Origin of the sequence: Nostoc spongiaeforme FACHB-130, from assembly GCF_014698475.1 — a bacterium.
Lineage (GTDB): Bacteria > Cyanobacteriota > Cyanobacteriia > Cyanobacteriales > Nostocaceae > Nostoc_B > Nostoc_B spongiaeforme.
In genome coordinates this window covers 61,648-87,197 of record NZ_JACJTB010000028.1, presented here as the reverse complement: position 1 = coordinate 87,197, position 25,550 = coordinate 61,648, and the positions used below count along the sequence as shown (strand labels likewise).

Sequence of the window (25,550 nt, the reverse complement as noted above, 5' to 3'; positions counted from 1 at the left end):
TACTCAACCATCTTCCTCTTCGTCTTCCGCGTTGGAGTACTTTTCCTCCTACTCCTGTTGACGATTTCTTTTGCTTCAATTCCTCCTAATTGTAAAAAACCTACACCTGTCAGCCACACTCCCCACACTCCCCACTCACTCCCACACCAAAAATGTCCTTCAATATCTCGGCTTGGTCAATTAAAAAACCTGTTCCCACCATTGTTTTATTCTTAATTTTGACAATTGTGGGTTGGTTATCTTTCATTTCCTTGGGAATTGACACCAACCCCAACATTGATGTCCCGGCGGTTTCTGTGACTGTTACCCAACCGGGTGCAGGGCCAGCAGAACTGGAATCCCAGGTGACGAAAAAAATTGAAGATGCCGTCGCTGGGTTGGGCAACATCGATAATATGATTTCTAGCGTCAGTGATGGTAAGTCTACCACCACGATTAATTTTGTTTTAGGGACAAATAGCGATCGCGCTACCAATGATGTCAGAAATGCGATCACCCAAATCCGCCAAAATCTCCCCCAAGATATCAATGACCCAGTGGTACAACGTTTAGAGTTTGCTGGCGGGCCGTTTATCTTTTATGCGGTCAAATCAGATCAGCGTTCTGTTGAAGAATTAAGCAACATCGTAGACCAAACTATTAGTCGCGCCTTGTTAGCCGTCAAAGGTGTGGCACAAGTCAAGCGCATTGGTGGCGTTGACCGCGAAATTCGGATTAACCTCGACCCTGACCGCTTACAATCTTTAGGCATCACCGCCACCCAGGTAAATGACCAAATTCGTGCTTTCAACATCAATTTACCCGGTGGACGTGCTGAAGTTGGCGGTAGTGAACAAACAATTCGCACCCTTGGTAGTGCCGCCAGTGTGAATCTGCTGCAAACTTATGAAATTCTGTTACCTAGTGGTGGTTCTATACCTTTATCCAGCTTGGGTACGGTGGAGGATAAATACGCGGATGTGCGACAAACTGCCCGTTTGGATAATCAACCCGTGGTAGCTTTTCAAGTATTGCGGAGTACTGGCAGTGTGGTGGTGAGTGTAGAACAAGGCGTGAAAGCCGCAGTCGCCGAACTACAAAAAACCCTGCCCCCAGATATCAAAATCGAGTTAATTTTTACCAGAGCCGATATTATTCGCCAATCTTATCAAAGCACCATTGATGAGTTGATTCAAGCCTCAGTACTAGCAATCATCGTGATTTTACTCTTTTTACGCGACTGGAGAGCGACTTTAATTACTGCCGTTGCCCTACCTTTATCGATGATTCCGACCTTTGCGGTGCAGCAAGCTTTGGGATATACCCTCAATAATATGACTTTGTTAGCACTCGCTTTGGCTGTTGGTAACTTGGTAGATGATGCCGTGGTCGAAATTGAAAACATGGAACGGCATATAGCAATGGGGAAATCTCCTTGGGAAGCAGCTTTTGACTCTTCCGACGAAGTGGGATTAGCTGTAATGGCAAGTTCCGCAACGATTATTGCGGTGTTTCTCCCTGTGGCGTTTATGGGTGGTGTACCTGGTCAATTTTTTCAACCCTTTGGTGTGACTGTGGCGGTGTCTACAATTTTTTCCACGATGGTAGCGCGGATGATTACGCCAATGATGGGGGCGTATTTATTAAAGGATAAAAAACATCAATCTAGTGCTACTGACGCTAAGAACAGATTAAGTCAAATCTTCTATCGTCAAATCAAAAAGCAACCAGCAAAACATCAGTTTCAGCCATATAAGTCCTTATTACAAACCGCATTACGCCATAAGTTAACCACAATTGCGATCGCAATGGCATTTTTCATCGCCAGTTTGATGTTAGTTCCCTTGATTCCCAAGGGTTTTGTTGATGACGGCGACTTTGGCATTTCTAACGTTTCAATTGAAGTTCCTCCTGGTTCCACCTTAGAAGATGTCAATAAAGTAGTTACTCAAGCAACTGACATTATTCGCCAAAACCCAGTGGTGGCAAAGGTGTTAGCTACAGAAGAAATCAACTCAGCTACCTTATCAATTCAGTTAAAACCCAAAGAAGAACGCAATATTTCCCAAAAACAATTTGAAGAACAAATCCGTCCCTTGTTTCAAGAAATTCCAGGGGCGAGAATTAGCTTTCAAAGTCAAAGTCCAGGAGATAGCCGCAAAGGTTTATCGATTGTGTTGCGGAGTGAAAATCCCGAAGCTTTAACCCAAGCTGCTAATGATTTAGAAAAACAAATGCGTAACTTACCTGGATTAGTGGAAGTTTCATCTACTGCCAGTTTAGTTAAACCAGAAATTTTAGTTATACCTAATCCCCAACGCGCCGCCGATTTGGGTGTAACAGTGCAAGCGATCGCCAGGACAGCTTCTTTAGCTACCATTGGTGATAATGATGCTAACTTGGCTAAGTTTAACTTGAGCGATCGGCAAATTCCCATCCGTATACAAATTAACCCAACAGCCCGCGCAGACATCAACACTATCAGAAATTTGCAAGTTCCTAGCCAAAACGGGAGTTTAGTTCCGCTAGTCGCTGTGGCCGATATCAAGTTTGGCAGCGGCCCCGCCACTATCAGCCGTTACGACCGCGCCCGTCAAGTCGCACTAGAAGCCAACTTACAAAGTATATCTCTGGGAGAAGCAGTCAAAGCCGTAAATCAACTACCAGCAATGCAAAACTTACCACCAGGAGTTGTTCAACAACCTTCCGGTAGTGCCAAAATTATGCAGGAAATTTTTGGCAGATTTGGTGGTGCATTAGCTTTAGCGATTATGTGCATCTATGCAATTCTAGTACTGCTATATAATAACTTTCTGCATCCTTTATCGATTATGGCCGCCTTGCCGTTTTGCTTGGGTGGTGCATTATTCGCCTTGATGGTTGCCCAAAAACCCCTGGGAATTTACGCCTTGATTGGGATTGTGTTGTTAATGGGAATTGTCACCAAAAACTCGATTCTCTTAGTAGACTACACAATTATTAATATGCAGGAAGGCAAGAACCAACGCCAAGCCTTGATAGAAGCTGGCGTTTCACGTCTGCGTCCAATTATGATGACTTCCTTAGCGACTATTGCGGGTACTCTTCCCCTCGCCTTGGGTATTGGCGCAGGTTCGGAAGTCCGTCAACCAATGGGAATTGCCATTATGGGAGGCTTTACTACTTCTACACTGCTAACTTTGGTAGTAGTGCCAGTGATATTTAGCTACATTGATAACTTCCAAACTTGGATTTTGAATACATTGCGTTATGGTTTTGGTAAAAAACCACCTGCGGCAGAAAGAGAAGTTAGGAGTGTGCGATCGCCAAACAACACATCTGTCTCGGAAATCCAAAATTAATCAATTATGGTATAATATCTGTTAGCTTTGACTTAGCTAACAGTCACTATTCGCGGGTGTAATTCAGTGGTAGAATGTCACCTTCCCAAGGTGAACGTCGTGGGTTCGAGTCCCATCGCCCGCTTTTCAAAAAACCCTTATATAGCAAGCATTTTACTGTTTTTATCTTGGATGATTATCACTAAGGGCAGTGTTTTTCTTTGTAGTAACAAACAAATATTAGCTCTTTTTCGGTGACTTTGGGTGTAAATTGGGTGTAAATTGGGTGTACTAAACAAGGTACTAGCCAGGAAAAATCTATGTACTCTAAACCCGATTCTAGTAAAGCTTCTAAAGGTACTGTTCAAGTCTTATCTTCCAATGACAGATTGCAATTAAGGTTTAGGTTCGCAGGTAAACGACATTATCTCAGCATAGGTTTGCCAGATAACGCTGTTAACCGTAAAGCAGCTGAAGCTAAGGCAAGACAAATTGAACTGGATATTGTTTCTGGAAATTTTGACCCTACTCTTGCTAAATACAAACCGCAGGCAGCACTGAGTACAGTTGTAGTTAATGAAACTAAAAGTGTTAGCTCTAAGCCATCACTAGCAGAGCTTTGGGAAAAATTTATTGAATATAAGCGACCACAGTGTAGCCCCAACACAATGAAACTTTCCTATGGTGTTTTCTCTAATCATGTTAAAAAACTACCAACTCATGATTTAGATAAAGCTTGCGAAATCAGAGACCATATTTTGAACACCATCCCTTTGTATTCAGGAAAACGATTTATTACACGTCTAGCAGCTTGCTGCGAATGGGCGATAGAGTCTGGAATGCTGACCGAAAATCCATTTAGAGAAATGGCACAAAAAATTAATGTGCCGAAGTCATCCAAAAGTAAAGAGATTGATGAAATCAATCCATTTAGTTTGCAAGAAAGAGATGCAATTATTAATGCAATTGAAACTAATCGCTTTTGTCCAAGAGCTTCAGCATTCAAGCACAGTCACTATGCACCTTTTGTTAGGTTTCTATTTTTAACAGGATGCAGACCATCAGAAGCGATCGCTCTACAGTGGAAACACATTTCTCAAGACTGTAGACAAATTAATTTTGAGCAAGCAATTATTAAAACTGAGTCTGGTAAGCAGATTAGACAAGGGTTGAAGACTCAAGAAAGAAGAAAATTTCCTTGCAATGATTTACTGCATCAGCTCTTGGAATTTAGTAAACCTGAAATCCATAATCCTGAATCTTTTGTTTTTCCTTCTCCCAAAGATAAAGTAATTGATATTGATAACTTTAGAGAACGGATATGGAAAACTGTAATTCATGGATTGGGCATTGAATACAGAAAGCTATACCAAACTAGACATACGTTTATTACTCACGCTCTGGAAACTGGTAAGTTAGACGCGAAAGATGTTGCTCGGTTGGTAGGGAATAGCCCAGAAATCATATATCAGCACTATGCAGGTAACAAACGAGAATTATTTGTTCCTGAGTTTTAAACACTTATGCTGTGGAGAAGTATGATATAGTATGTCGCTGGTGTTTCCTAAGCAAGTCAGGTACATTTGAGTAATTGTTAAGGTAGTAACTTTGAAAATGTACCTTACTGAGAGTAGAAACTCCATACTCATTGCAGGTTGCAAACTATCTACTCATAATCTGCTGTAAACATCAAGTTTTGAGTACTTTCGGAAGTTGCTTTGAGGCTCTGAAGTTCTTGAAAGCTCAAAAAACGTAATTTATCAACTTTTTGCTTAACTATACCCAAAAACTCTTGGAATTGAGGGCAAGATTGACACTTTAATTCTTTTCCAGGAATCAAGCAACTACACGTAAGAAAAGGTCTTGCTCTAAAGACACGAGAGCAATTTTTACAGACATATCGTTGTACACCATCTGTTTCTCGACCATTTTTTCCAATAAGTTTAGAATTGCATTTTGAACATTCCATTCCATAAATTTGTGGTTTTGGTTGCCATTCTTGCAATGCTTGTTGCATTGCCAACTCACATCTGAGCTTATTTAAGTTAAATCTTTCTTGCGTATTCATATATCTAAGGGACAGGTTTAAATTTTCAAAATGACTTCTTCGACTTCTGCGTTGCGAATAGTAATCTGATGAACAATTTGGTGATAGATTTTGACCTTTTCATCTGGAGATAGGGTGTACCAGATAGCTAAATTATTACCAGCACGGATAATTTCCTCTGTGGTTTTATTGAGAAGCACATCAGAGAGGAAGGGATTAATTTCCTCAGCAATTTGTAGACGCATTTTCTCTTTCAGCTTTTCTAAATCTGGATCAAAACCTGAAATTTTTTCTAGAGCCTCTAAACGAGATTCTAACTGTTTTAATTTCTCTGACTTTTCTTGCTCTCCAGTTGGCTGTTGGTCTAACTTACTAGCTAAAGTTTGAGAACGCTGTACTAAAGCATGGATAAGAGCAGTCTCAATATTAGATTTGCGGGTAGATTTTTTATTACCACAACCCATGTCTGCATATCGGCAAGCAAAGTAATAATAAGTTCCTTGCTTATGTCTGGCACTTTTACTAATACATTTTGAACCACATTCAGCACAAAAAACTAAACCTTGTTGATAAGCATATTCTCGATAACAAACAGGGTTATTAGGATCTTGATTAAAGCTAAAAGCCCCAATTTTCGAGTTAAATTTGAGGATTTGTTGAATCTCTGCTGCTTCGGAATCAGTAATGAGCCTCTGGTCTGGATGAGTATCATAGTTTAGTTGTCAGTCTTCAGGCTTATTTTTCTTTCTTTTTCCTTTGCTAAGAGTAATGCGTTGAAAATATGCCGTGTGTCCACGAAGAACAGGATTATTTAGCCAAGTATTGAAACCTGCTGCTGTCCAATGTAATATACTATCTCGACTATTTCTCTTATTATGTTTTTTGGCTATTCCATATTTTGCAAATATAGCTTTCAAAGCTCGACTAAGCCCTTGAACTTGTAGAAATATATCAATACAATCTCTAGCTATCTGTTTGATGGTTAACCCAGGTAGTTTTGTGACATCCTGTTCGTTATAGAGTTCGAGATAATTGTCTGGTCTGTCTGAAATTAGACAAAGAAATAAACGAGTGTCTAATTGATATTTATCATTAACTACTTGATAACCCCAGGGATATGATTCACTAGCGGCTAGTTTATTGCGTCTATGTTGTTTACCGTGCCTTATTCGCTCTGATAAAAGGTCAGTTTCCCATTCTGCAAGAGAACCTAAGACATTGACCATTAACTTACCTTGAGATGTACTTAAATCAATTTGCTGATCTAGAATCCTAAGATTTACACCAGCTTGTTGATAAATATCAATACATTCTCGTAATTTTGGTAAAGACCTAGCTTTTCTATCAATTCTTGTAATAATCACTTCATCCACTTGTTTAAGTTGGACTAAGTTCATCAATTTTTTCAAAGCAGGTCTATCGTCATTACTACCTGATTGAATATCTTGAAAAATTTCTGTTGCTCCAGCAGCTTGAAGCCTTGCTTTCTGTTGTTCCAAAGCATGAGAATCATCAGCTTGTTCACGGGAAGAGACTCTGGCATAGCCCACAATTCGTTTCATTTTTTCAATTTAATCTCAATAAATACATCAATTTATATTGGAATTCTACCAATTTTTTGTGCATATCCAGCACCAAGTGGGTATGCACAAATAAGCTGTTTATTGAGGCTTAAATAGAAAAGAATAGTATTGAATTGCTTTCAATTTATTTAGACATTTATTCATGATAAAGAAATCCAATCTTCTTTCCTTTACTAACACTAAAGGCTTAAAGTTAGATTTTTTTGCAAGTTAATTCAATTTTGTAAAGAATACTTAACACCAGACCCAGTGTATGTATCCGTCCTCCGTTAATACCCCTTGAATGGGTTCTTTGTTGCTAGTTCTTTTTCTCTTTTGATGTGGGATACAGTTTTTCCAATAAAGGCGAGAGTCAATCAGTTTTATCAATGCTCTATGGGTTTTTATATATTGCTTCCAAAGGCGAATAAACTCTTTGGAGTTGTTTTGATGACTCGATTCCCAAAATGCTAAGATGGGATAGCCTTGCCATCCCATCTCAAATAATATATTTTCGCTTTCTTTTACCTTTAATTTATCTTCAATGCAATCTGTAATCAACTTTATAAACTGTCGATAGTTTCTTCTAAGAGTTTTCTTGTCATATCCTGAAAAGTTTGAGCGAAACATTTCATCTTGGATATAATTCTGAAATGACTGCTTGAGAATTGTGACAAAAAGTTCTTCAAAATTACTAAAGGGAAAAGTAATGCCTTTGGCATCTGTCCATTTTTTAATTACTGATGATGCTTTAATGCCTGAAGTTTCTGGATCAAACAGGTCATATTTAAGTAGGTCGTAAAGTGCTTTATCAGCTGCTACTTCGATTTTAAGATTTTCGAGGGCAGTTGGTGGCATTAGCTTACTCAAATTGTCTTCTAACATTGAAGAATCAGGAATAAGTTTGTAAATCATGTTGGGTAATAATCCAGCTTTAGACTGCCAGTAAAACTGGATACATCGCATCATCAGTGCCTGATCGTCATTGACAGAACCAATATCAAATACAGCTACATTTTTAATTGCATAACTCAATCTCAAGAAATCTTGCGCTTCAGGAACATCTGGGAGGGGAATAAAATGCACAGGAGCTTTATTGCGCTTAATTTCTAGAAATTTATCTTCGGCAATGGCTCGTTTTTCCGTTAGTTTTAGTGCATATCCTAGCGGAACAGTTATCAAGCGACCATTTTCATCAATTATGTCAGTATAAAGCTCTTCGTCATTGCTGCTAAATTTTTCTAACATTGGGTTAACCTCTTAATTTCTGTATTTGGGCAGTCTTATTAACTGAAAAACAACCCACAATAGTTCGTTTGTATCAAAACTTCTGAAATATGCCAGGTTCTGAACATAGATTAATGAACAAATTTAGAACTTATAAGACTAAAATGTCAATTTTAGAAGTATTTAGTCAATTTAAAATCACCAATGCGAATCCTAATAGCTACAACAGCAATAATGGAGAAATGATTCAATTAACAATGAACGAGTTAGCCTTAATTTACTCAAATCCTGGTAAAACTCCTTGACCTTCGACTGTCTTGCGCTTTCGCTTGCTTGAGTTATCGCTTTTTGGTTTGCTGTTGTTTAATTTTTCTCGTTCGGCTCGGATTCGTTCTAGTAATACTGATGCAGGTTCATCATCTGGGTCTTGGGGGACGAGTTCTCCCCGGAAGGCTTTGGCGAGAATAGATTGGTTGAGGTGATCTAGTTTTCCTTTTGCCTGTTGATATTGTTTTTCTATGTTTTCAATAATTTTAAAAATAGATTGTATTCTAAAGATAATTTCTTGCTGTTCATTTAATGGTGGGATGGGAAAAATTAATGAACTTAAAATTGACTGATTCAGAAAATCCCTTGTACTACCAGAGCATAACTCAGATATTTGATCTAGTAAAAATTGAGAACCGCGAAACAAAAAGCAAAAATAATCAGAGAGAATAACTTTTTGTTCGAGGCATACACGAATCAAATTAGTAGATATTCTAGCTTCACCTAAGCCATAAGGTACTACGCATATTTCTCCTACTGTACCTGAACGTGAAATTATTATGTCCCCTCCATGTACTTCATAATCAATTAGTTCTTGAGCTTTTACCTCATCAATATAAATTTTATTGCCTTCTACAAATCCTGTTTGACTGATATTTTCAATACCTAACACGGGAATACCAGTATTTCTATGTTCATGTTTTTTAAGTAAACTGCCAAATGGCCCGGTTTTTAAGCCAGCTCGTTTTATAGAAAGAAGTGTTTCTATATAAGAATAATCCCAACTTTCAACAAGTGGGGGAAGTTCAGATAATTGTGGTATTGCAATTTCTTTATATTTTTCTTTCCATCTATCATCTTTTGGCTGTCTACCACTTCTCTGAAATTTTGTTATTTCTTCTTCCTCCCAATTTTGACGGCGTTCTTTTCTAATTCTCTCCAGCACAACTGAAGCAGGTTCAACGTCTGGGTTTTGTTCGCGCCAATCTGCTGTTAAATCACCTCGGAAGGCAGCAGCGAGGACGGATTGGCGAAAGCGATCGCACAATTGAGGTATACTGTCGAGTGCTTCCTTGGTTTTTTGAGTGCGATCGTTTAACTCCTCAATTTTGGCAACAATCCGCTTTTGCTCGTTGAGTGGTGGGAGAGCAAGGGAAAAATCAGCTAAAGTTGGAAAGTTAACTCTAGGATGCTGAACGCCATTAACGTTCTGACTTGCGTAACTAACAAAATCTTTATTTAAAAAACGATACTTTAAAAATTCATTATATATATAAGGATAATTTGAAAACACTAGAATATCAGTAGAGCAAACACCTTCAAAATTTACAACATGAACCTTGTTCAAATATGGGCGCAGCTTACCATAAAGCAAATCTCCAGAATAAAATTTTGACTTTGTACTTTTAACATCTTTAGAATTACCATAGCCTAATAGGTTTCCTGTATTCTTCTCTATGTGTTCCAGTCCTATATATGGAATAGATTGGATTTCAGTAGGTTCAACTTTTTTATCAGAAGGCAGAGCAATATCACCTAGTTTTATCCATTTCCAACTATTAGGTAATTCTGTTAATTCGTCACTCATCTCAACCAATTCCTTTAATATTTATCCTATTATAAAAACAAATCTCCTAAATTTTTATACTTACTAACAACACGTAAAATTTTAACATCTTCCTCAATTAGAAGGCTGTAAACCTACAAATGTTAATTGTATTTATTTACTCAACTTTCTTGCTCCCAATCTTCAATTTGCAACCCATTCACTCGACTAAACTCTCTTACATTATGCGTTACTAAAATTAAATTATTTGCTATTGCAATAGCCGCGATTTGTAAATCATAAGGGCCAATCGGTGTACCATTAGCAGCTAACTCAGCCCGAATTGTTCCAAAAATCGTAGCTGCTGCATCATCAAAAGGTAAAGATATAAAATTATTGAGAAATGCTTCCTGTAAAGCCAAAGTCCTTACAGGATTATTACTACGCATTGCACCGTATAATAGTTCACCTTTCACAACTGAACACACTGCAACATCTTGCGGAGATAGCATTGTCAATCGTTGCCGCACACCAGACTTAGGACGATTTAGATAAACAATGCAAGCATTAGTATCTAATAAATAAATCAATCTAACTGCTCCCTTTGTTCATACTCCCCTTGGGGATATCTTTGAATAGGGTCATCAGCTAAACAACCAGCCGTTTGTTCAAAAAAACCAGCAGGCCAACCTAATTCTTCAGGTGTGGTCTGTTGAATTTTACTGTGATTTTGTGACTGAATTTTCAAATAAAGAAACTCCACAAAATCTAAAACTTCCTCTTGCTTCTCTTTTGGAAGAAAACGCCATTTTGTTAATAACTCTTGTTCTGTAATCATGAATATTCACCCGCTAAGTAAATAGAAAAATACCAACAAACCAAGGTCGAGATGTAAATAAACCTCTTCCCTTCTGCCTCTATTCTAAAGTTGGCATCCCCACAGAAGAACTAACCGCCTCTGCTGCTTCTTCCCCTTCCAGCAATATCATCAAGGCTTCCATCTCCTTGGTTGCTATTCGCAATTTCTCCATAATCTCAGCAGCAATCACCTCTGGCTCAGGTAAATTATCCCCTGATTGTAGACTCTCATCCCGTAACCAAGAAATATCCAGGTTTTCATTACGTTTTTCAATATAATCCCGCGTAAAGCAGCGAAAACGCCCATCCTCACCCAAATCTATACGGGAACTATTGCCATTGGGGTCATCTCCATAGCATTGCTCAAATTCGGCGAAATGCTCACGAGTTAAAGGATAACGCTTACCAAAACTGGGCATATTGGTTCGCATATCATAAATCCAAACTGCTTTGGTGTTGTCTTTCTCGGTTGTTCCTCGTTGGAAAAATAAAACATTCGTCTTCACACCTTGAGCATAAAATATCCCAGTTGGCAACCGTAAGATAGTATGTAAATTGCACTTATTCATCAAATCAGCCCGAATCGCTCGTCCTTGTCCATCCTCAAACAGTACGTTATCGGGTAAAACCACAGCAGCGCGTCCCCCTGGCTTGAGTGACCTGTAAATGTGCTGCAAAAACGCCAGTTGTTTGTTTGAGGTGGGAAAAGTGAAATCATCTCTGGAAGGTAAACCACCACCCTTTTTCGTACCGAAGGGCGGATTAGTGAGAATTACATCGGCTTTGGCTAATCGCTGTCCGGCTGGAGAAAGGGTATCACCTAAATCAACTGCCCCCTCGATTCCGTGTAACATCATATTCATCAACAGCAAGCGGTGAGCATCCTGCACCAACTCCATGCCATAAAAAGCCTGATGCTGCTGAAAAGATTGCTCGGCTTCTGTCCATTCAAAGGGGTCATGGTGTTGACGAATATAGCGATCGCCTGCAATCAAAAAACCCCCCGTACCCGCAGCCGGGTCTTGGATCAATTCTCCTGGTTGCGGCTTGATCAGGGCAACCATGCAATCAATCAATGGTCTAGGGGTAAAATACTGTCCCGCACCTGATTTTTTCTCATCGGCGTTTTTCTGGAGTAACCCTTCATACAAATCGCCAAACTCATCTCGATGCTCAGAAAACCAGTCCAATTCATCAATACTAGTGACTAACTTTTTGAGGATGCGCGGTTGTTTGAGAGAAGTTTGAGCATTAGCAAAAATTGCCTGTACTCGCTGCGAAGAATCCTCAGAACCTAACATGAGTAACAGCGACCTATAAAATGTTAGCTGTTCAACTCCATCTTTACTTACCAAATCAGCCCAGCGAAAGCCTGCGGGTAATTGCGTTTCAGCCCCTGTCTCCTGCGCCATCTTCAAAAACAGTAGATAGGTTAATTCGGTAACGTATTGCAAATAAGTAACGCCATCATCTCTGAGGACGTTACACAGGTTCCACAGTTTTTGAACGATATCGGAAGTGGGCATAATACGTAATTAATAGTTTTGTACTAAAAATGGGTTGAACGCGGATTATAGCGGTTCTCGGTTGAATCTAGCAATGTTTTGACCTCTCTCCAAACCTCTCTCCTTGCAGGAGAGAGGCTTTAAGTGTTATTCCCCTTCCCTTGTAGGGAAGGGGTTAGGGGTTAGGTCTGTATTTTATTCAACTGCAAACTGCCATATATCAAATAGCAGTATTCCAAATGCTTTCATGAAGCTTGATGACAATATTCTCTAAATCTCCGCCAAACACCTTATTAAGTCGCTCAAATCCCCCACCTTGAGTTTTAAATTCCCCTTTTTCCAACGCTTCTCGATCAACTATGGTTTCTGCTTTCAGCTGTTTACCGATTCTTTCTAGCCACTTGCGTTGAGGAACAGTCCAAGGTTGACTGGTGAGGATGGTTTTTAAAGCGCGATCGCATCGTTCACTGTAGGGAATCAAAGCATCACCCAAGGCAGCTTGGCGGATAAAGCCAATGATGGAAGCAGCAATATCCTCATTGGTCATTTCTCGCCATGCAGTTTTGAGGTTAGTTTCTGTATATCCTGCTGTATCTAGTAGCATTCGCAGTTCCTTGAGTTGCGCTCTAGTCAACTCACGAGGACGCTGTGTAACAACTATTAAAGCGGGAATCTTGTTCATGTTCTCTAACAAGAAAGCTCTAAAGCTATCTAAATAATCTTCTGGACGTTCAGCATTGCCGTAACCCCGTTCAATTGCGACTAACTCATCAGCATGGCGGGAAACCAATATTGGTGCAGTTCCACCGTCTCGACGATCTAGAATTTGAGCGATCGCTTTTCTTTGTTCCCACCATTCCCTTACTTGCTGGTGTGTACTTTGCTTAAGATGGGAAACCATATTTGATAATGGCATTCCGGCGATCGCTTCTAACTGTTCTTGACTGTTAGGGCTTAAATGTCTGCGTTGACGTTGAATTTTCGCCAGTAGTTGGTTAAGGACTAATTCTAAAGCATCAGAGTTATTGACTGTTCCTAACTCCTCCACCAATTGAGTAAAGGAAATATTGGGGTTAACCACCACAGGTTTCATACTAGATACAGGAGCGATCGCTTCATATAATCGCACCGCATCGAAAATTCTAAACACTTCTTTGTTAATTTCATTACAAAGACGGGTTGCCCTTCCCAACATCTGCTCGTAGAGAATGCGAGAATTGACGCGACGAATAAATACCAAATTACAAATCGCGGGAACATCAATACCTGTGGTTAGCAAGTCCACTGTTACAGCTACTTTGGGATTAACTTCATTGCGGAACTTGCGAATCAACTCTAATGGCTTATCGGCATTGCCTGTAATTTTGACAATTGCATCATCTTCCACACTGCCATAGATAGCCTGAAACGCTTGTTTAAGCTGGTTAACAACAATATCCGCATGACCATCGGTAGCACAGAAAATTAAAGTTTTTTCTGGCAGTGATGGATCGATATGCTGGGCTAAAGCTTCACAGACAACTCGGTTAAAATCTTCAGTAATTACTTTGCGGTTAAACTGCTCAATTTCAATTTTCACCTCATCAGGGGCATGAACTAAGTCAAGTTGCCCAGTTTGGGGATTGAAAAATTCCATCTGCTCACCAGGATTCCAAACCATCCCCTCCTCAGATAACTTTGTTCTTATCTGAAAAGGTGGTTCATGGTCAATTAACCAACCATCGATCACCGCTTCTCGATAGCTGTAGGTGTAAACAGGTTCACCAAATATTTGGGTGGTGTGCAGTGCGGGAGTTGCAGTTAAACCAATTTTTACAGCGTCGAAATGCTCCAAAACTCGACGATATTTAGATACGTAATCATTAAAATCTCGAAACTCTAATTCGCGATCGCTTAATTCTCGATCCAGTAAATAACCCCGGTGACACTCATCCACCACAATACAATCATACTGGTCTGGTGTAATGGCAGATGCAGTATCGGATGGGTAGAGAACTCGTTTAACCATACCTTGCACCGTGGCAATATGGATTTTGGTATCCCTGTCTGCTTCTGTGTCCTTTAAGCCTTTAATCTCGAAGATATCAGCAAAGCTTTGTAGGTTCTCCATCCGGGAATCTTTAAAGGCATTGTCAGTTTGTTCACCTAGTGCGGTGCGATCGACTAAAAATAAAATGCGTCGAAATCGCTTAGTTTTGAGTAAGCGATATACCAAAGCAATACAAGTCTTAGTTTTACCTGTGCCTGTTGCCATTGCTAACAGTAACACGCGTTGTTCCCTAGCTAAGGCAGACTCTACAGCTTGGATGGCACGAATTTGATAATCACGCAACTCTAACCCATAGTTAAAACCTTCCTGGGTTAAACGAGTATTGGCCTGGTCAATATCTTGAGCTAAGGCATCTAATAAACCTTGTGGACTGTGCCATGTGGGGAGGCATACCCGCAAATTAGTTGGACGACGTAAATCACAGAACCAAATGCCACTCTTGGTCTGAAGTTGCTGCAAGTATGGTCTACCGTTGGTAGCGAATACAAATGGTACTTTGTAGTTTTGCCAAGAACCACTACAAAGAATTTCTCCTGTAATTTGAAAACCTTCACTGTAGCGTTTGGCTTGATTTAATGCTCCTTCAGATACATCTTTACTCTGACGCTTGGCTTCCACTACTGCGACAATCTGCAAACCACAGAATAAGGCATAGTCAGCGCGTCCATTAGCGGTGGGATATTCTGCGATCGCTAAATTCCTTCCTTTCTGAGGACGAATACCATTTTGATAAGTCAATTCTTCTGAATCTGCTTCCCATCCAGCAGCACGTAATTGAATATCAATCAGTCGGCGTGTTTCCCTCTCATCCAGCAGCACCCCACTTTCAGCGATTTGGGCTTGAGCGATTGTCTGCTGAATTGTTTGCTGGGACTGGTTTTGAGCTTGGGCTTGAATTTGGGCTAAATGTTGCAATACCTCCTGCACTTTGGCTTGGGCTTCCCGTGCTAAATCTTCGGCTGTGGTGCGTCGTTGTGCTTCCGTTTCCGCCGTTGCTAAATGTTGTTGCGCTTCTGCTCGTAAGCGTGCTAATTCTTCTTTGAGTGCCTCTGTCTCTATTTTTGGGTCAGGTGGAGGAATGAACGCACCTGGATCAAAATTGCGACCTCCACCAAAAGAGCTATGAAACCAAATTCCTAATGCACGAGCATATTTCAGCCCACTTAATGCTGTGCGGTGATTGCCAGAAAGTTCATGAGTCGCCTGATTACCAATTTTTCGCAACTCATGAAATAAACGATCTACTTCACCTTTAATTAAACCGCGATCGCGCAACCGATTGAGTAAATCAATTTGCCGTTCATCTGCTACCTCATAAAGTCCAATATTAGCTGCTGCTAACTGTGCCAGTAATTCACCAAACTGCCGCAACTTAATTAAACAAGTATTGGGGTCATCAACAAAATATCGCTCTGCTAAAGCACCCAAACGCACAAGTTGTTGATCATGGACTGCAAGAAATGAGAAGTTTAACGACTCTGGCATATTGGTTTAGATAAAAGCACCCTAATGATGGCGTTGAGAGTTACTTATAAAATCTAAGTAACTCCAATGCACCATTATCAACTTACAGTTATAACTTCTTCGTTTCAACCTGCACAGCCTGCACAGGGTAATTTATGATAGCTGAAACCCTGCTACAACTTAGTATCTATGATTGTGCAGTATGGGTTGCGAATTAACTCTTTGCACATATTGACCCTGCACTAGATAATTCCTTGTATACCAAGACTTTTGGCGACTTAGAGCAGACTGTGAAGCGTGTGCAGGGTGAACGAGGAAATTTTAACAGAGTGGGGATTCATTGATAATAGATTCGATTAATCCTCCTAAATCATCTCGTCTAAGTCCACGAATCACAAAACCGCTTCTAGTTTTAACCTTTTCGAGTTTCCCCTGTCCTAAGCGAATAATTTCTGGACTAAACTCCTTGCTGCTAAAAGGTTTAGAACGAGTTTTATGGCAATAAATACAATAATCACCATACAATTGATTGATATTATCTTTGTCTATCCCAATTGGTGCTTGGTTTTCTGGATCGTAGACATAGTTATAATTCAACCAATCAGCTACAGAGTTTGTTTGTAGTAAAGCTTCTATAGCGTTTTGCTTTCTGGTTCCGCTTTCATCGACTTTATAAAGTAGAGTATCTGAAATTTCCGACTCAGGAATACTTAACAGGTAATTAGTAAAACCGGATATCTGTGCAGTAAGTTTTGCTAAAAAATTAGTATCAATATTGGTTAATTGACGCTCAAATTTAAAAAGAATCATCCGTCTATCAAGCCCGGAATCATGAGCAGAAAATACAAAATTATTAGCAGTTATCATTACCATTCCTTTATAGATGGCACTAAAAGCTTTCTCAAATTTATTTTCGATAGTAATTTCATCTCCTCCAGTTATATTTTTGAAAATCTCTAATTTACCATGATACTTATCTGCGTCATTTATACAAACTAACCGCTTGTCATAAATATTAGCTGTCTGAAATTGGTTGTTGTTAAGAGATGTAAGATTTGAGCATTGGCTGAAAAGATTTCCAACTAATGCGATCGCTAGTTTCATTGCTGTAGATTTACCAGTACCACCTAAACCAATAATTAGGGCAAACCTATGAATTTTCCACATACCCCGTAATACAGCAGCATACCAACATATAAGTAACCGCTTTTGGCTTGGGTTATTTTCAAATATAAAATCCATCCATTCTTCTATCTTGCTCCAATCAGTAGCATTAGGGTCATGCTCCCTATCAATAATATTGCGAAAATAATGGTTAGGTGAGTGGGGTATTAGTTTATTTGTTTTGAGATCCAAAACTCCGTTTTTGAATGGCAGCAAATGTTTATCTGAATCCACGTCATCTTCAAGAAGTAGTTCTGATATCAGTAATTGCATCACACCTTCAAGGTAGCCAGCACCAAATCCTTGATTAGGATAAATCTCTTTAATTTTTTGAATAATTTTTTTTAAAATTACTTTCTTAGAGCTTATAATCCTCCAGTATCCATTTTGATATTGTATCCATTGATTAATCTTGCAATCAAATTTTATATTGTTTAATTGAAGTGCTAGTATTTCTGCCATTACAGATTGTTCTGGTAGTTTTGTCTTCTTTGGTTGTTCATGATTTTCTTCATGTTTGAATTGTTTTTTCCATTCCTCAATTCCCTGCGCTTTAGCAATCTCAATATCAAATGCTGCCTTGCCATTAGCTACTATAAAATCATCCATACCTTTACCTCTAGACTCATCCCACATAACTACTCGAACTGTGCATTGACAGTCGCATAACACTTTAGATAATCTCAGCAGTGCTTGTCTCACAGAGTTTTTGCGAACAATATCAGCATCAAAGCAGAGATAAAAACTTCTTCCTGGTTTCGCAAACAGTGCTAAATGACTAACCAGCTTTCCATCATCTAAACCCATGTCTACGCCACATAAAGCGAGTGTAGGGTATCCATTTGTTAATCCTGCACCTGCTTTTTTGCATCCTTCGGTAATAAATACTGGAATAGACTTATCTTGAATAATATCTGACCAATAGCGTGGATTTCCTGTATTCAAGCAGATAGCATCATGTTGAGCTTTGGAAGAAATATATTTAGCTGGTTTATCTGATTTGGGAAATTTAATTGGGATATCTGGCTTAAATTGTCCGTGCATCATTCCCATCGGTAATCCATTTCGAGGATTTATACCACTACACAACCAGCCAAGTGAATAAATATATTTCTTCCAACCTGCATAGTTTGCTATTTCCTGCTTATCTCCCATAGATTCGACATTGAGACGGGTGATAACTTCTGAAACTCCGCTATCATTTACCCACTCATAAAAATGTTTAGGGTTTATGTAAGGCAAAGTATTTCCTGAAGATGCAAGAGAGGGATTAGCAACAATACTGTCGCTAATATTAGAATTATTTGGTAATATCATAGAAATAATACAAAATTTTTGACTACAGCCACTAGCACAGCAAAAAGCGATCGCTAATGGCTTTTATTTTGAGAATTAAGATAGGCCGCGAAAAATTACCTTACTTGAAAGTATGGTTTTGCTTCCTTCTTAATTAAGTGTTGGGTAGGATTCATTAGTAACTATCTGAATTACTAATGAATATTCATTGATATCCAAATACAAGGCTTTATAGCTGATATTGCTTCTCTATGAACGGCTTTGTCTTTTTTTTCTTTGGTTAGAAGGTAAGTCGGCTAGATAGTTATCAATTGCTCGTAGGTGAGCGTTAGGATTACTAACATGATTTTGTACCCAATCTAAAACTAGGGTAATGTTATACCTAACTACTCTTGAGTTTAGAACCACCCAATGAATATCTTTTTGCAACTTTCCTTGTAGTCTATACCTCTTAAGCGTTTCACCGGATAAACCAGTCAGCTTAGAAACTACTTGCTTACTAACGAACTGATAATGTTGCGAATCCAAATCAGATGTAGTGTTTGCAAACTTATCCATATCGTTTTTTTGGCTTTCAAGTTTTGTTTGCATTTATGTTTATTGAAGTTAATAATCACTCTCTAAATTGCAGGAGATGATGCAATTTAGGGCTTTTTGTAACGTCCATAAGCTTATGCGAGTTCTAAGCCAAACAAAAAAATGTGCTAATTCAGTTAAGAACTGTTAAGTTGGTTGCCGTAAAAATGCCCCTAACTAATTAGGGGCATTGACTGTGTTTATGCAGTGGTAAAAGCTATTGCACTAAAATCTGACGGCTGAGAATGCTCATAAATTCTCCTGGATTTCCAGTGGGTAGCAATTGACTCCAATCTGCTACATTTGCGTAGCCAATAACCTGTAAGTAGTGAATAGTACTGGTGACAGCTTTGGAAGAACCTATCAGGAGATGTTTGAGTGGTTCTCTAAGAGGTACTTTTTGAAAGTCGGTTGGGACTGGAATGGCTGCTTTTGAGTCTTCAGAATCAAAATTGGGTAAAAAGTTAGTAGGTATCATGATTGATTAATGGCAAACAGATTTAAATCACAATAAAGTTTGCCAACTACCAAAGTCAAGAATAAAAGTCTAACTATTAAACTTATTGTTTAGATTGAAAAGTGCTTGCAAGTGCGGAGGAATTTTTTCATCAATCACTTTTTTGATTTCCAAGAGCGCATCTATTTCGGCAAGTCGGTCTAAATACCTCTGCTCTGGTTGTCGTGGGTTTTCTCGCGCAAACCAAGTTTTGACAAGCTGTATGGATACACCCAACAATTCAGCTAGTTGAGCTTGGGTTAGTTGGTATTTTTCAATAAAGTCGCGGGGATGCAAGGTATTACAGCGAATGGAGCGCATAAATTTTAGCAGCTTTAGTACCTGCTGGTAATCGTACCCCACCTCACTATCATTCATGTCGCCAGTCTATTGATTAGACCAATAATACACCTAATTTAGTTAAACTAGCTAACATCAAGGTTAATGAATGAAACATTTTGATGTTTGTTTGCAAGTAATATAACTGAGCTATTTCTTTCAATTAAGCTGGTTCGTTGATTTTTCTAGGAAATGAGGAGTGGTGTGAAAAGTCAAATTAATACGTGGATGGTGAGGCAACTGTTCAGCAAGCTTACCAAGCTACCCCACCAAGTTTGATTTTTGGATATCGTCACCGACATCACAGGAACAGGCTGGACTCTTCGGTTGCACTCTCGACAGATTCCTACCTGCCGACTCTCGCGGTAAAGAGACCTCCCAACACCGCAGACAACACGAAAACCAATATTGTTGTTGATGTTGTCGCGCTCCGCTCTATTGTTGTTGTTACGAGACGCAGAACGGCAGTTTTTAGGATTGTTGTTCCAGGAACCGCCCCGCAGTCGGGTTCGCCTGCCCCTTCTCTACTCCCTCGACCATGCGAGTAAAGTAAATATCTGTTGGCGCAATTGCCAAGTATCGCCATGTTCTAAATGAGCGAACCAACTTTGTATAGATTGATTCACTTTTTCTAGTTGAATCCTACCTTGAGCATAGTCTGTTTGCAATCGCTTGAGTCTGCGCCTTGCTTGATGTAAATTGCTATTTCGTACTCGGATTTTCTCTGCAAATATTCTAAATCCTAAAAAGCTTGTACCAACTTTCGTTTCAAACAATTGGCTTTTAACTGGGTGAATATTGAGTCTTAATTTAGTTAAATATTCTTCTACTGCTAGTCTGGCATCTGCTAATAATTCTCGTTGATCGCTAAATAAAGCAAAGTCATCGACATAGCGGACATATTTGGATATTTTTAGTTGTTCTTTCACAAAATGGTCAAAGCCATTTAAATAAATATTTGCAAAAAACTGGCTGGTTAAATTTCCAATTTGTAAACCTTTTTTCCGGTTGACAGGAGTAAGTAAATCATCTCCTGGAAAATAATCAATTACTGTTTCTTGTTCGTTGCTGTTGTCAATAAGAGTATCAATTAGCCACAATGTATCTGAGCATTTGATTTTGCGGCGGATTAATTCTTTTAAAATTATGTGGTCAATAGTAGGGAAATACTTCCTGATATCACACTGAAGTATATAGCGGCTGTTTCTAGCAAAATGAGTAAATTTTTTCAAGGCTTGATGTGTTCCAAAACCAAGCCGATTAGCATAAGAATCAGCTATAAAAGTTCTCTCGAAAATTGGCACGATGATATTACATAGTGCATGGTGAACCACTCTATCACGATAGGGTGCGGCTGAAATTAGGCGGCTTTTGGGATTTATCAGGTGAAAAGTGCGATAAGCTCCTGGCTGATAAGTTTTATCTGTTAATTGTTTCTGTAATCTTATTAATTCCGTCTCCAGGTGATAGTTAAAATCTAAAACGTTATCTCGAAATCGCTTGCCTTTTTGCGCTTGACGCGATGCGAGAAGTATACTTTCAAATTTAATGATTTGTGGGTAAAGATTGCCGTAACGCTTCATTATATTTTATTCAGATACAATTACTGTTCTCTATTTCTTTGCTTTTTTATCCATCCACCTAGTTCTGTACCAATTTCATCTATTAATTTGATTGCATATTCATATCGCTCTACTGACATTTTATTGAAGTCGAGGAGCATTCTTGTTTGGTAGCGTAAAATATCTAGTTCGACAAAAGAAAAGGGAAAAAGTACAAGTGTAAAGAGTAAAAGGAGAAAAGTATAAAGGGCTACTGGAGAATCCTCCCAACATCGCAGACAACACGAAAACTAATATAGTCGTTGATGCTGACGCGCCCCGCTCTAATGTTGAGGTCACGAGACGCAGAACGGCAGTACCTAGGAAGGTTGTGCCAGGAACCGCCCCGCAGCACGGCATCTCCTTGTTTTTGATAAAAGTTATCATTATCATCAAACCATGCACTCCCATCTGTTGGCGCACCTTCATAGTTGCTATGCCAGTCGTCTAGACACCATTCCCAGACGTTGCCGTGCATATCATATAGCCCAAAGGCATTTGCTACTCCAAAGCTGCCTACTTCCGTTGTTGCTCCTCGATACGTTCCTTCCACACCTTCGCCATAAGTGTAGTTAGCATCATAGTTTGCTAATTCTGATGTAATTGTTTCGCCAAAATGGAATGGGGTGGTTGTTCCGGCTCTACAGGCATATTCCCATTCTGCTTCACTAGGCAGGCGGTAAGCTCTTTTTGTATGGGCAGCAAGGCGTGAGCAGAACTCAACCGCATCATACCAAGATACTTGCTCTACGGGTCGATTTACACCTTTAAATTCCGAGGGATCGGGGTCTAGCTCTTGATTAACCTGCGGTAGTGCTGCTACGGCTTGCCACTGTGCTTGAGTGACTGGATATTTACCCATGAAAAATTGCTGAATGTTTACTAAATGCTGAGGGCTTTCTGAATCATCGCGCTCTAGCTCATCTTCTGGTGAACCCATCAGAAAACTGCCCCCACGAATTAGCACCATCTCTAGTTTGATTCCATTACGCAAGTCTTCAACAAAATGTAGCCCTGTGTGTCGATAACGTTCAATGATAGTTTGTGACATGGATATTCATATTTTGTAAAAAAAATTCGAGTCACCATGAAGCGACAAAAGAAAAGGAAAAAAGAACAAGTGTAAAGGGTAAAATTATAAAAGGCTACCGGAGAATCCTCCCCTGACAGGTGTAGGTTTTTTACAAAGTGGCTAAAACTATGATGATTACGTGGTCAATATGTCGGATTATGAACCTTGTTTTTCTGGGTTGTGTATGAATCCGTAATTTTTGACCTGATGCTGAAACAACGACTCAAGTGTTCCAGCAATTGGACAATCGAATCTTAAATTTTTGAGTGAGCTCAAAACGCTGATTTTCAAGTATGGACTCATGCTTATGTAAAAAACCTACACTTGTGAGAGAATCCTCCCGGCGGCACACACCACACGAAAACCGATATTGTCGTTGATGTAGGCGCGCTCCGCCCTATCATCATTGTTGCGAAACGCAGAACGACAGTACTCAGGATCGTTGCTCCAGGAACCGCCTCGCAGCACTGCATTTCCTGGTTTTTGATAAAGATTATCATCATCAAACCAAGGGCTGGCATCTGTTGGCGCACCTTCATAGTTACTATGCCAGTCGTCTAGACACCATTCCCAGACGTTGCCGTGCATATCATATAGCCCAAAGGCGTTCGCTACTCCAAAGCTGCCTACTTCTGTTGTTTCTCCTCGATACCTTCCTTTTACTCCTACACCATAACTGTAGTTAGCATCACAGTTTGCCAATTCTGATGTAATTGTTTCACCAAAATGGAATGGGGTGGTTGTTCCGGCTCTACAGGCATATTCCCATTCTGCTTCGGTTGGTAAAGTATAAGGTCTGCCTGTAAACTGAGAAAGTCGGGAGCAAAATTCCACTGCATCGTACCAAGAGACTTGTTCTACAGGTAAAGTATCGCCTTGAAAGCGAAATGGTTCTGAGCTTATTTTCCGATGTACCTGGGGTAACTGTGCTACAAATCGCCACTGTGCCTGGGTAACTGGGTATTTACCCATGAAAAAAGGTTTTATAGTTACGGTATGCTGGGGACTTTCATCTTCATAGCGTCCTAGTTCATTTTTTGGCGAACCCATTCTAAAGGTTCCCCCTGGAATCGCTACCATTTCAATTTTCAGTTGTGATGGTTCTCCTGCTGCTTTCCCTAAAAACTCTACATAATAAATTGCTTGGTTTTCCTCTCTTTTAATTACTTCTCCACGAGCATTGACTGTTACTGTATTAAACTTAAATGTTTGGCTAATAACTGCAACTTCATACTCAAAAGGTTTTAACTCAACTCCCATTGCTTTTGCAATTGCCTTTTCTTCATCATTGAGGGTAGATTCCTCATCAGTCTCATCCTCTAGTTTTAATAACAACGGCTCAAAGCCTTTCTCCCGTAGGAAATCCTGATATTTTGTTTCTAATTCTTTCCACTTGATACGTTCTTCATCATCTTCTGGTAAGGCTTCTAGCAAGTTTCGTAATTGTTCTTTGATGGCGTTTACCTCTTTCCCATCTGCCATTAAGTATGATAATGGTATCCACTCGCGGCGATAGTTATTAGTCTCATGTTTGAAGCGATTTAAAATGTAATGGGACATGAAATTAGATAAATCTTGGAGTCGCTGTTCCCCAAAGTTTTCATCTTCGTGTAACTTCTGGATTAAGGCATATCTTGTATCCTCTTCCATTTCATACAAGTCATGGCCTATGGTTTGACATAAACCCGACAGCAACACATCGGCTACTGCATACCAGGGAGAATCTTGGACAAAAGTCTCTCGCAGACAATAAAGCAAATCTGAGGTGATTGTTAAGGGGAAAGCCGCATGATAAGCTAATTCCAGTGTTTTTTTGCCATAGCGTTGTTCAACAACCCGAAGGCGGCGAGTTGTTAAATCATCCATTTTGTCCCGTTTTTGGGAATTTATTTTTGACGGGGGTTTATTTGCCATATTTGTATCTCCCCCTGTGGATTTTCTTTGGCTGCTTTTTGTAAGCTGGCAAGCTCGTAGGTTAACATCTTGCCATTAAGTATTGCATGAATTTTCCAAGCTGAAGTGTACTTCCATCGTTGAGTAGGTAAAGGATTTAGCCAAATTAATTGACGAATACAGGGAGATAAGGCAATTAAGAATTTTAATATTCCTTTAATTCTGTTTTGATTGTAGGTCATGGTTGCGGCTCCAGCATCGCTAATAATTAAGGCAACAGTACGGTAGCGATGCAGTTTTGGCAAAATATTTCTCAAGTGATGGGCAATAGTTGGATGTTCCCACTCATAAAGATGTTCGTCGGGATAGCTAGTAAAGCGATATATCTGCGCTGGGGTGATTTGAGATTGTGTAATTGCTTGCGTAAGAGGCTCAAATGCTCGAAAAAATGGTATCATGGCCAAGCTATCATCAATTAACAATAATAATTCACCGCTTCGACTCATTCTTGGACGCATTTCTACATCAGCAAAAATACCTTCTCGTTCAATCCTTTCAATAGTCGCTTCAATATCTAATTCCCAGTACCCAGTAACACGTACTGTTTTTTTTAATAAGTCTTTAATGCTTTGGACATCTTGCAACTTAATGGGAAAATTCTTGGGAGTGAGAACAATTCCCTGTCTATTATCTGGCGAGTTTATTGCACCTAGCGTTTTTGCTTTATCCGGTTGCAGAATTAGTGATTTTCCAAAATTTCTGGGTGGAATTTCGGGAAGATTTAATAATTGTTTATCCGGCGTAGGAGGTTTTTCAACAGGGGGTTCTGGTATAGGTTCTGGTATAGGTTCTGGTATAGGTTCTGGTATAGGTTCTGGTATAGGTTCTGGTATAGGTTCTGGTATAGGTTCTGGTATAGGTTCTGGTGGTGTTTCTAGTGGTGTTTCTGGTAGTGGTTCTGGTAATATTTCGGCAAAATATTGCTGGTGATAAGCATCAAAAACGCGATTAAAAATATTAATATCATAATTAGGACTGGGTTTAGCCCACAGTAACTGACATAAGCGTTTTAAATCTGCCCAACTTGTTAAACTATATCCTTTTGCAACTGCAATTTTTAATAACTCATATTGTTCGAGCGTTAAAGCCATTCCAGCTTTTCGCAATTGTTGAAATAAATCTAATAATACAGATTCATATTGTTCTAGGGTTTGAGGAATGCCAGTTTCTAATAATTGCAGTGAAGAATCATCATGAAAATAATTTTTAGATTGAGAAGTATTCATAA

19 protein-coding genes, 1 tRNA gene and 1 pseudogene are annotated in these 25,550 nt (G+C 39.4%); 3 read left to right on the top strand and 18 right to left on the bottom strand.

Features of this window, described 5'->3' with window-relative positions:
• Window positions 1-152: 152 nt before the first annotated feature.
• The 3 genes from H6G74_RS19615 (at window position 153) to H6G74_RS19605 (ending at window position 4,816) form a co-directional block, all read left to right on the top strand.
• Entirely contained in the window at window positions 153-3,320 is a 3,168-nt protein-coding gene (locus tag H6G74_RS19615) for an efflux RND transporter permease subunit (protein WP_190969262.1), read from the top strand.
• 52 nt (window positions 3,321-3,372) lie between these two features.
• A tRNA-Gly gene (locus H6G74_RS19610) sits at window positions 3,373-3,444 on the top strand.
• A 175-nt stretch (window positions 3,445-3,619) separates the two neighbouring features.
• Window positions 3,620-4,816, top strand: a complete 1,197-nt coding sequence (locus H6G74_RS19605) for a site-specific integrase (RefSeq protein WP_190969261.1) — start codon at window positions 3,620-3,622, stop codon at window positions 4,814-4,816.
• 149 nt (window positions 4,817-4,965) lie between these two features.
• On the opposite strand, the gene H6G74_RS19600 is transcribed toward H6G74_RS19605, so the two are convergent.
• From H6G74_RS19600 to H6G74_RS19525, 18 genes and pseudogenes are all read right to left on the bottom strand, one after another.
• On the bottom strand, window positions 4,966-5,367 hold the full coding sequence (locus H6G74_RS19600) for an IS1/IS1595 family N-terminal zinc-binding domain-containing protein (RefSeq protein ID WP_190969260.1): 402 nt from the start codon (window positions 5,365-5,367) through the stop codon (window positions 4,966-4,968).
• A gap of 17 nt (window positions 5,368-5,384) precedes the next feature.
• A complete protein-coding gene (locus H6G74_RS31285) occupies window positions 5,385-5,978 on the bottom strand; it encodes a zinc ribbon domain-containing protein (RefSeq protein ID WP_313888497.1) in 594 nt (197 codons plus the stop codon).
• Window positions 5,979-6,068: 90 nt separating this feature from the next.
• Complete coding sequence (locus H6G74_RS31280; protein ID WP_242051288.1) at window positions 6,069-6,908, bottom strand: recombinase family protein; 840 nt, start codon at window positions 6,906-6,908, stop codon at window positions 6,069-6,071.
• Between the two features lie 255 nt (window positions 6,909-7,163).
• Window positions 7,164-8,156, bottom strand: coding sequence for a hypothetical protein (locus H6G74_RS19590; protein WP_190969259.1), 993 nt, complete (start codon window positions 8,154-8,156; stop codon window positions 7,164-7,166).
• A 256-nt stretch (window positions 8,157-8,412) separates the two neighbouring features.
• The gene (locus tag H6G74_RS19585) at window positions 8,413-9,990 is read right to left on the bottom strand and encodes a restriction endonuclease subunit S (RefSeq protein ID WP_190969258.1); all 1,578 of its coding nucleotides are present in this window, start codon (window positions 9,988-9,990) and stop codon (window positions 8,413-8,415) included.
• 140 nt (window positions 9,991-10,130) lie between these two features.
• Window positions 10,131-10,538 carry a type II toxin-antitoxin system tRNA(fMet)-specific endonuclease VapC gene (vapC, locus tag H6G74_RS19580; protein WP_190969257.1) on the bottom strand — a complete coding sequence of 136 codons (408 nt, stop codon included), beginning with the start codon at window positions 10,536-10,538 and terminating at the stop codon, window positions 10,131-10,133.
• Window positions 10,535-10,786, bottom strand: coding sequence for a DUF2281 domain-containing protein (locus H6G74_RS19575; protein WP_190969256.1), 252 nt, complete (start codon window positions 10,784-10,786; stop codon window positions 10,535-10,537). The genes vapC and H6G74_RS19575 overlap by 4 nt, the downstream gene beginning before the upstream one ends.
• 79 nt (window positions 10,787-10,865) lie before the next feature.
• Window positions 10,866-12,332 carry a class I SAM-dependent DNA methyltransferase gene (locus H6G74_RS19570; RefSeq protein WP_199341058.1) on the bottom strand — a complete coding sequence of 489 codons (1,467 nt, stop codon included), beginning with the start codon at window positions 12,330-12,332 and terminating at the stop codon, window positions 10,866-10,868.
• Window positions 12,333-12,531: 199 nt separating this feature from the next.
• Window positions 12,532-15,846, bottom strand: coding sequence for a type I restriction-modification system endonuclease (gene hsdR / locus H6G74_RS19565; protein WP_190969255.1), 3,315 nt, complete (start codon window positions 15,844-15,846; stop codon window positions 12,532-12,534).
• Between the two features lie 300 nt (window positions 15,847-16,146).
• Window positions 16,147-18,306 (bottom strand): DUF3854 domain-containing protein, encoded by a 2,160-nt coding sequence (locus H6G74_RS19560; protein ID WP_190969254.1) that lies wholly within the window; start codon window positions 18,304-18,306, stop codon window positions 16,147-16,149.
• 228 nt (window positions 18,307-18,534) lie between these two features.
• Window positions 18,535-18,843, bottom strand: a complete 309-nt coding sequence (locus tag H6G74_RS19555) for a hypothetical protein (protein WP_190969253.1) — start codon at window positions 18,841-18,843, stop codon at window positions 18,535-18,537.
• 235 nt (window positions 18,844-19,078) lie between these two features.
• Window positions 19,079-19,339: a hypothetical protein gene (locus tag H6G74_RS19550; RefSeq protein WP_190969252.1), complete on the bottom strand. Its 261-nt coding sequence runs from the start codon at window positions 19,337-19,339 to the stop codon at window positions 19,079-19,081.
• Between the two features lie 69 nt (window positions 19,340-19,408).
• Window positions 19,409-19,735, bottom strand: coding sequence for an XRE family transcriptional regulator (locus H6G74_RS19545; protein ID WP_190594470.1), 327 nt, complete (start codon window positions 19,733-19,735; stop codon window positions 19,409-19,411).
• A 485-nt stretch (window positions 19,736-20,220) separates the two neighbouring features.
• Entirely contained in the window at window positions 20,221-21,279 is a 1,059-nt protein-coding gene (locus tag H6G74_RS19540) for an RNA-directed DNA polymerase (protein ID WP_190969251.1), read from the bottom strand.
• Between the two features lie 20 nt (window positions 21,280-21,299).
• A pseudogene (locus H6G74_RS31275) lies at window positions 21,300-21,449 on the bottom strand (diversity-generating retroelement protein Avd); the annotation flags it as partial.
• A gap of 59 nt (window positions 21,450-21,508) precedes the next feature.
• Window positions 21,509-22,348: a formylglycine-generating enzyme family protein gene (locus H6G74_RS19535; protein WP_190969250.1), complete on the bottom strand. Its 840-nt coding sequence runs from the start codon at window positions 22,346-22,348 to the stop codon at window positions 21,509-21,511.
• 339 nt (window positions 22,349-22,687) lie between these two features.
• On the bottom strand, window positions 22,688-24,283 hold the full coding sequence (locus H6G74_RS19530; protein ID WP_190969249.1) for a formylglycine-generating enzyme family protein: 1,596 nt from the start codon (window positions 24,281-24,283) through the stop codon (window positions 22,688-22,690).
• Window positions 24,256-25,548, bottom strand: coding sequence for a hypothetical protein (locus H6G74_RS19525; protein ID WP_242051287.1), 1,293 nt, complete (start codon window positions 25,546-25,548; stop codon window positions 24,256-24,258). Before H6G74_RS19525 ends, H6G74_RS19530 begins: the two co-directional genes overlap by 28 nt.
• Window positions 25,549-25,550: the final 2 nt, after the last annotated feature.

Bases quoted from the DNA above. Each gene is read 5' to 3' on its own strand.
- H6G74_RS19570 (WP_199341058.1), bottom strand. From the start codon at position 12,332: ATGCCCACTTCCGATATCGTTCAAAAACTGTGGAACCTGTGTAACGTC.
- H6G74_RS19590 (WP_190969259.1), bottom strand. From the start codon at position 8,156: ATGTTAGAAAAATTTAGCAGCAATGACGAAGAGCTTTATACTGACATA.
- H6G74_RS19540 (WP_190969251.1), bottom strand. From the start codon at position 21,279: ATGAAGCGTTACGGCAATCTTTACCCACAAATCATTAAATTTGAAAGT.
- H6G74_RS19525 (WP_242051287.1), bottom strand. From the start codon at position 25,548: ATGAATACTTCTCAATCTAAAAATTATTTTCATGATGATTCTTCACTG.
- H6G74_RS31280 (WP_242051288.1), bottom strand. From the start codon at position 6,908: ATGAAACGAATTGTGGGCTATGCCAGAGTCTCTTCCCGTGAACAAGCT.
- H6G74_RS19545 (WP_190594470.1), bottom strand. From the start codon at position 19,735: ATGAATGATAGTGAGGTGGGGTACGATTACCAGCAGGTACTAAAGCTG.
- H6G74_RS19560 (WP_190969254.1), bottom strand. From the start codon at position 18,306: ATGATATTACCAAATAATTCTAATATTAGCGACAGTATTGTTGCTAAT.
- H6G74_RS19535 (WP_190969250.1), bottom strand. From the start codon at position 22,348: ATGTCACAAACTATCATTGAACGTTATCGACACACAGGGCTACATTTT.
- H6G74_RS19600 (WP_190969260.1), bottom strand. From the start codon at position 5,367: ATGAATACGCAAGAAAGATTTAACTTAAATAAGCTCAGATGTGAGTTG.
- hsdR (WP_190969255.1), bottom strand. From the start codon at position 15,846: ATGCCAGAGTCGTTAAACTTCTCATTTCTTGCAGTCCATGATCAACAA.
- H6G74_RS19555 (WP_190969253.1), bottom strand. From the start codon at position 18,843: ATGGATAAGTTTGCAAACACTACATCTGATTTGGATTCGCAACATTAT.
- H6G74_RS19575 (WP_190969256.1), bottom strand. From the start codon at position 10,786: ATGATTACAGAACAAGAGTTATTAACAAAATGGCGTTTTCTTCCAAAA.
- H6G74_RS19605 (WP_190969261.1), top strand. From the start codon at position 3,620: ATGTACTCTAAACCCGATTCTAGTAAAGCTTCTAAAGGTACTGTTCAA.
- H6G74_RS19530 (WP_190969249.1), bottom strand. From the start codon at position 24,283: ATGGCAAATAAACCCCCGTCAAAAATAAATTCCCAAAAACGGGACAAA.
- H6G74_RS19615 (WP_190969262.1), top strand. From the start codon at position 153: ATGTCCTTCAATATCTCGGCTTGGTCAATTAAAAAACCTGTTCCCACC.
- H6G74_RS19585 (WP_190969258.1), bottom strand. From the start codon at position 9,990: ATGAGTGACGAATTAACAGAATTACCTAATAGTTGGAAATGGATAAAA.
- H6G74_RS19550 (WP_190969252.1), bottom strand. From the start codon at position 19,339: ATGATACCTACTAACTTTTTACCCAATTTTGATTCTGAAGACTCAAAA.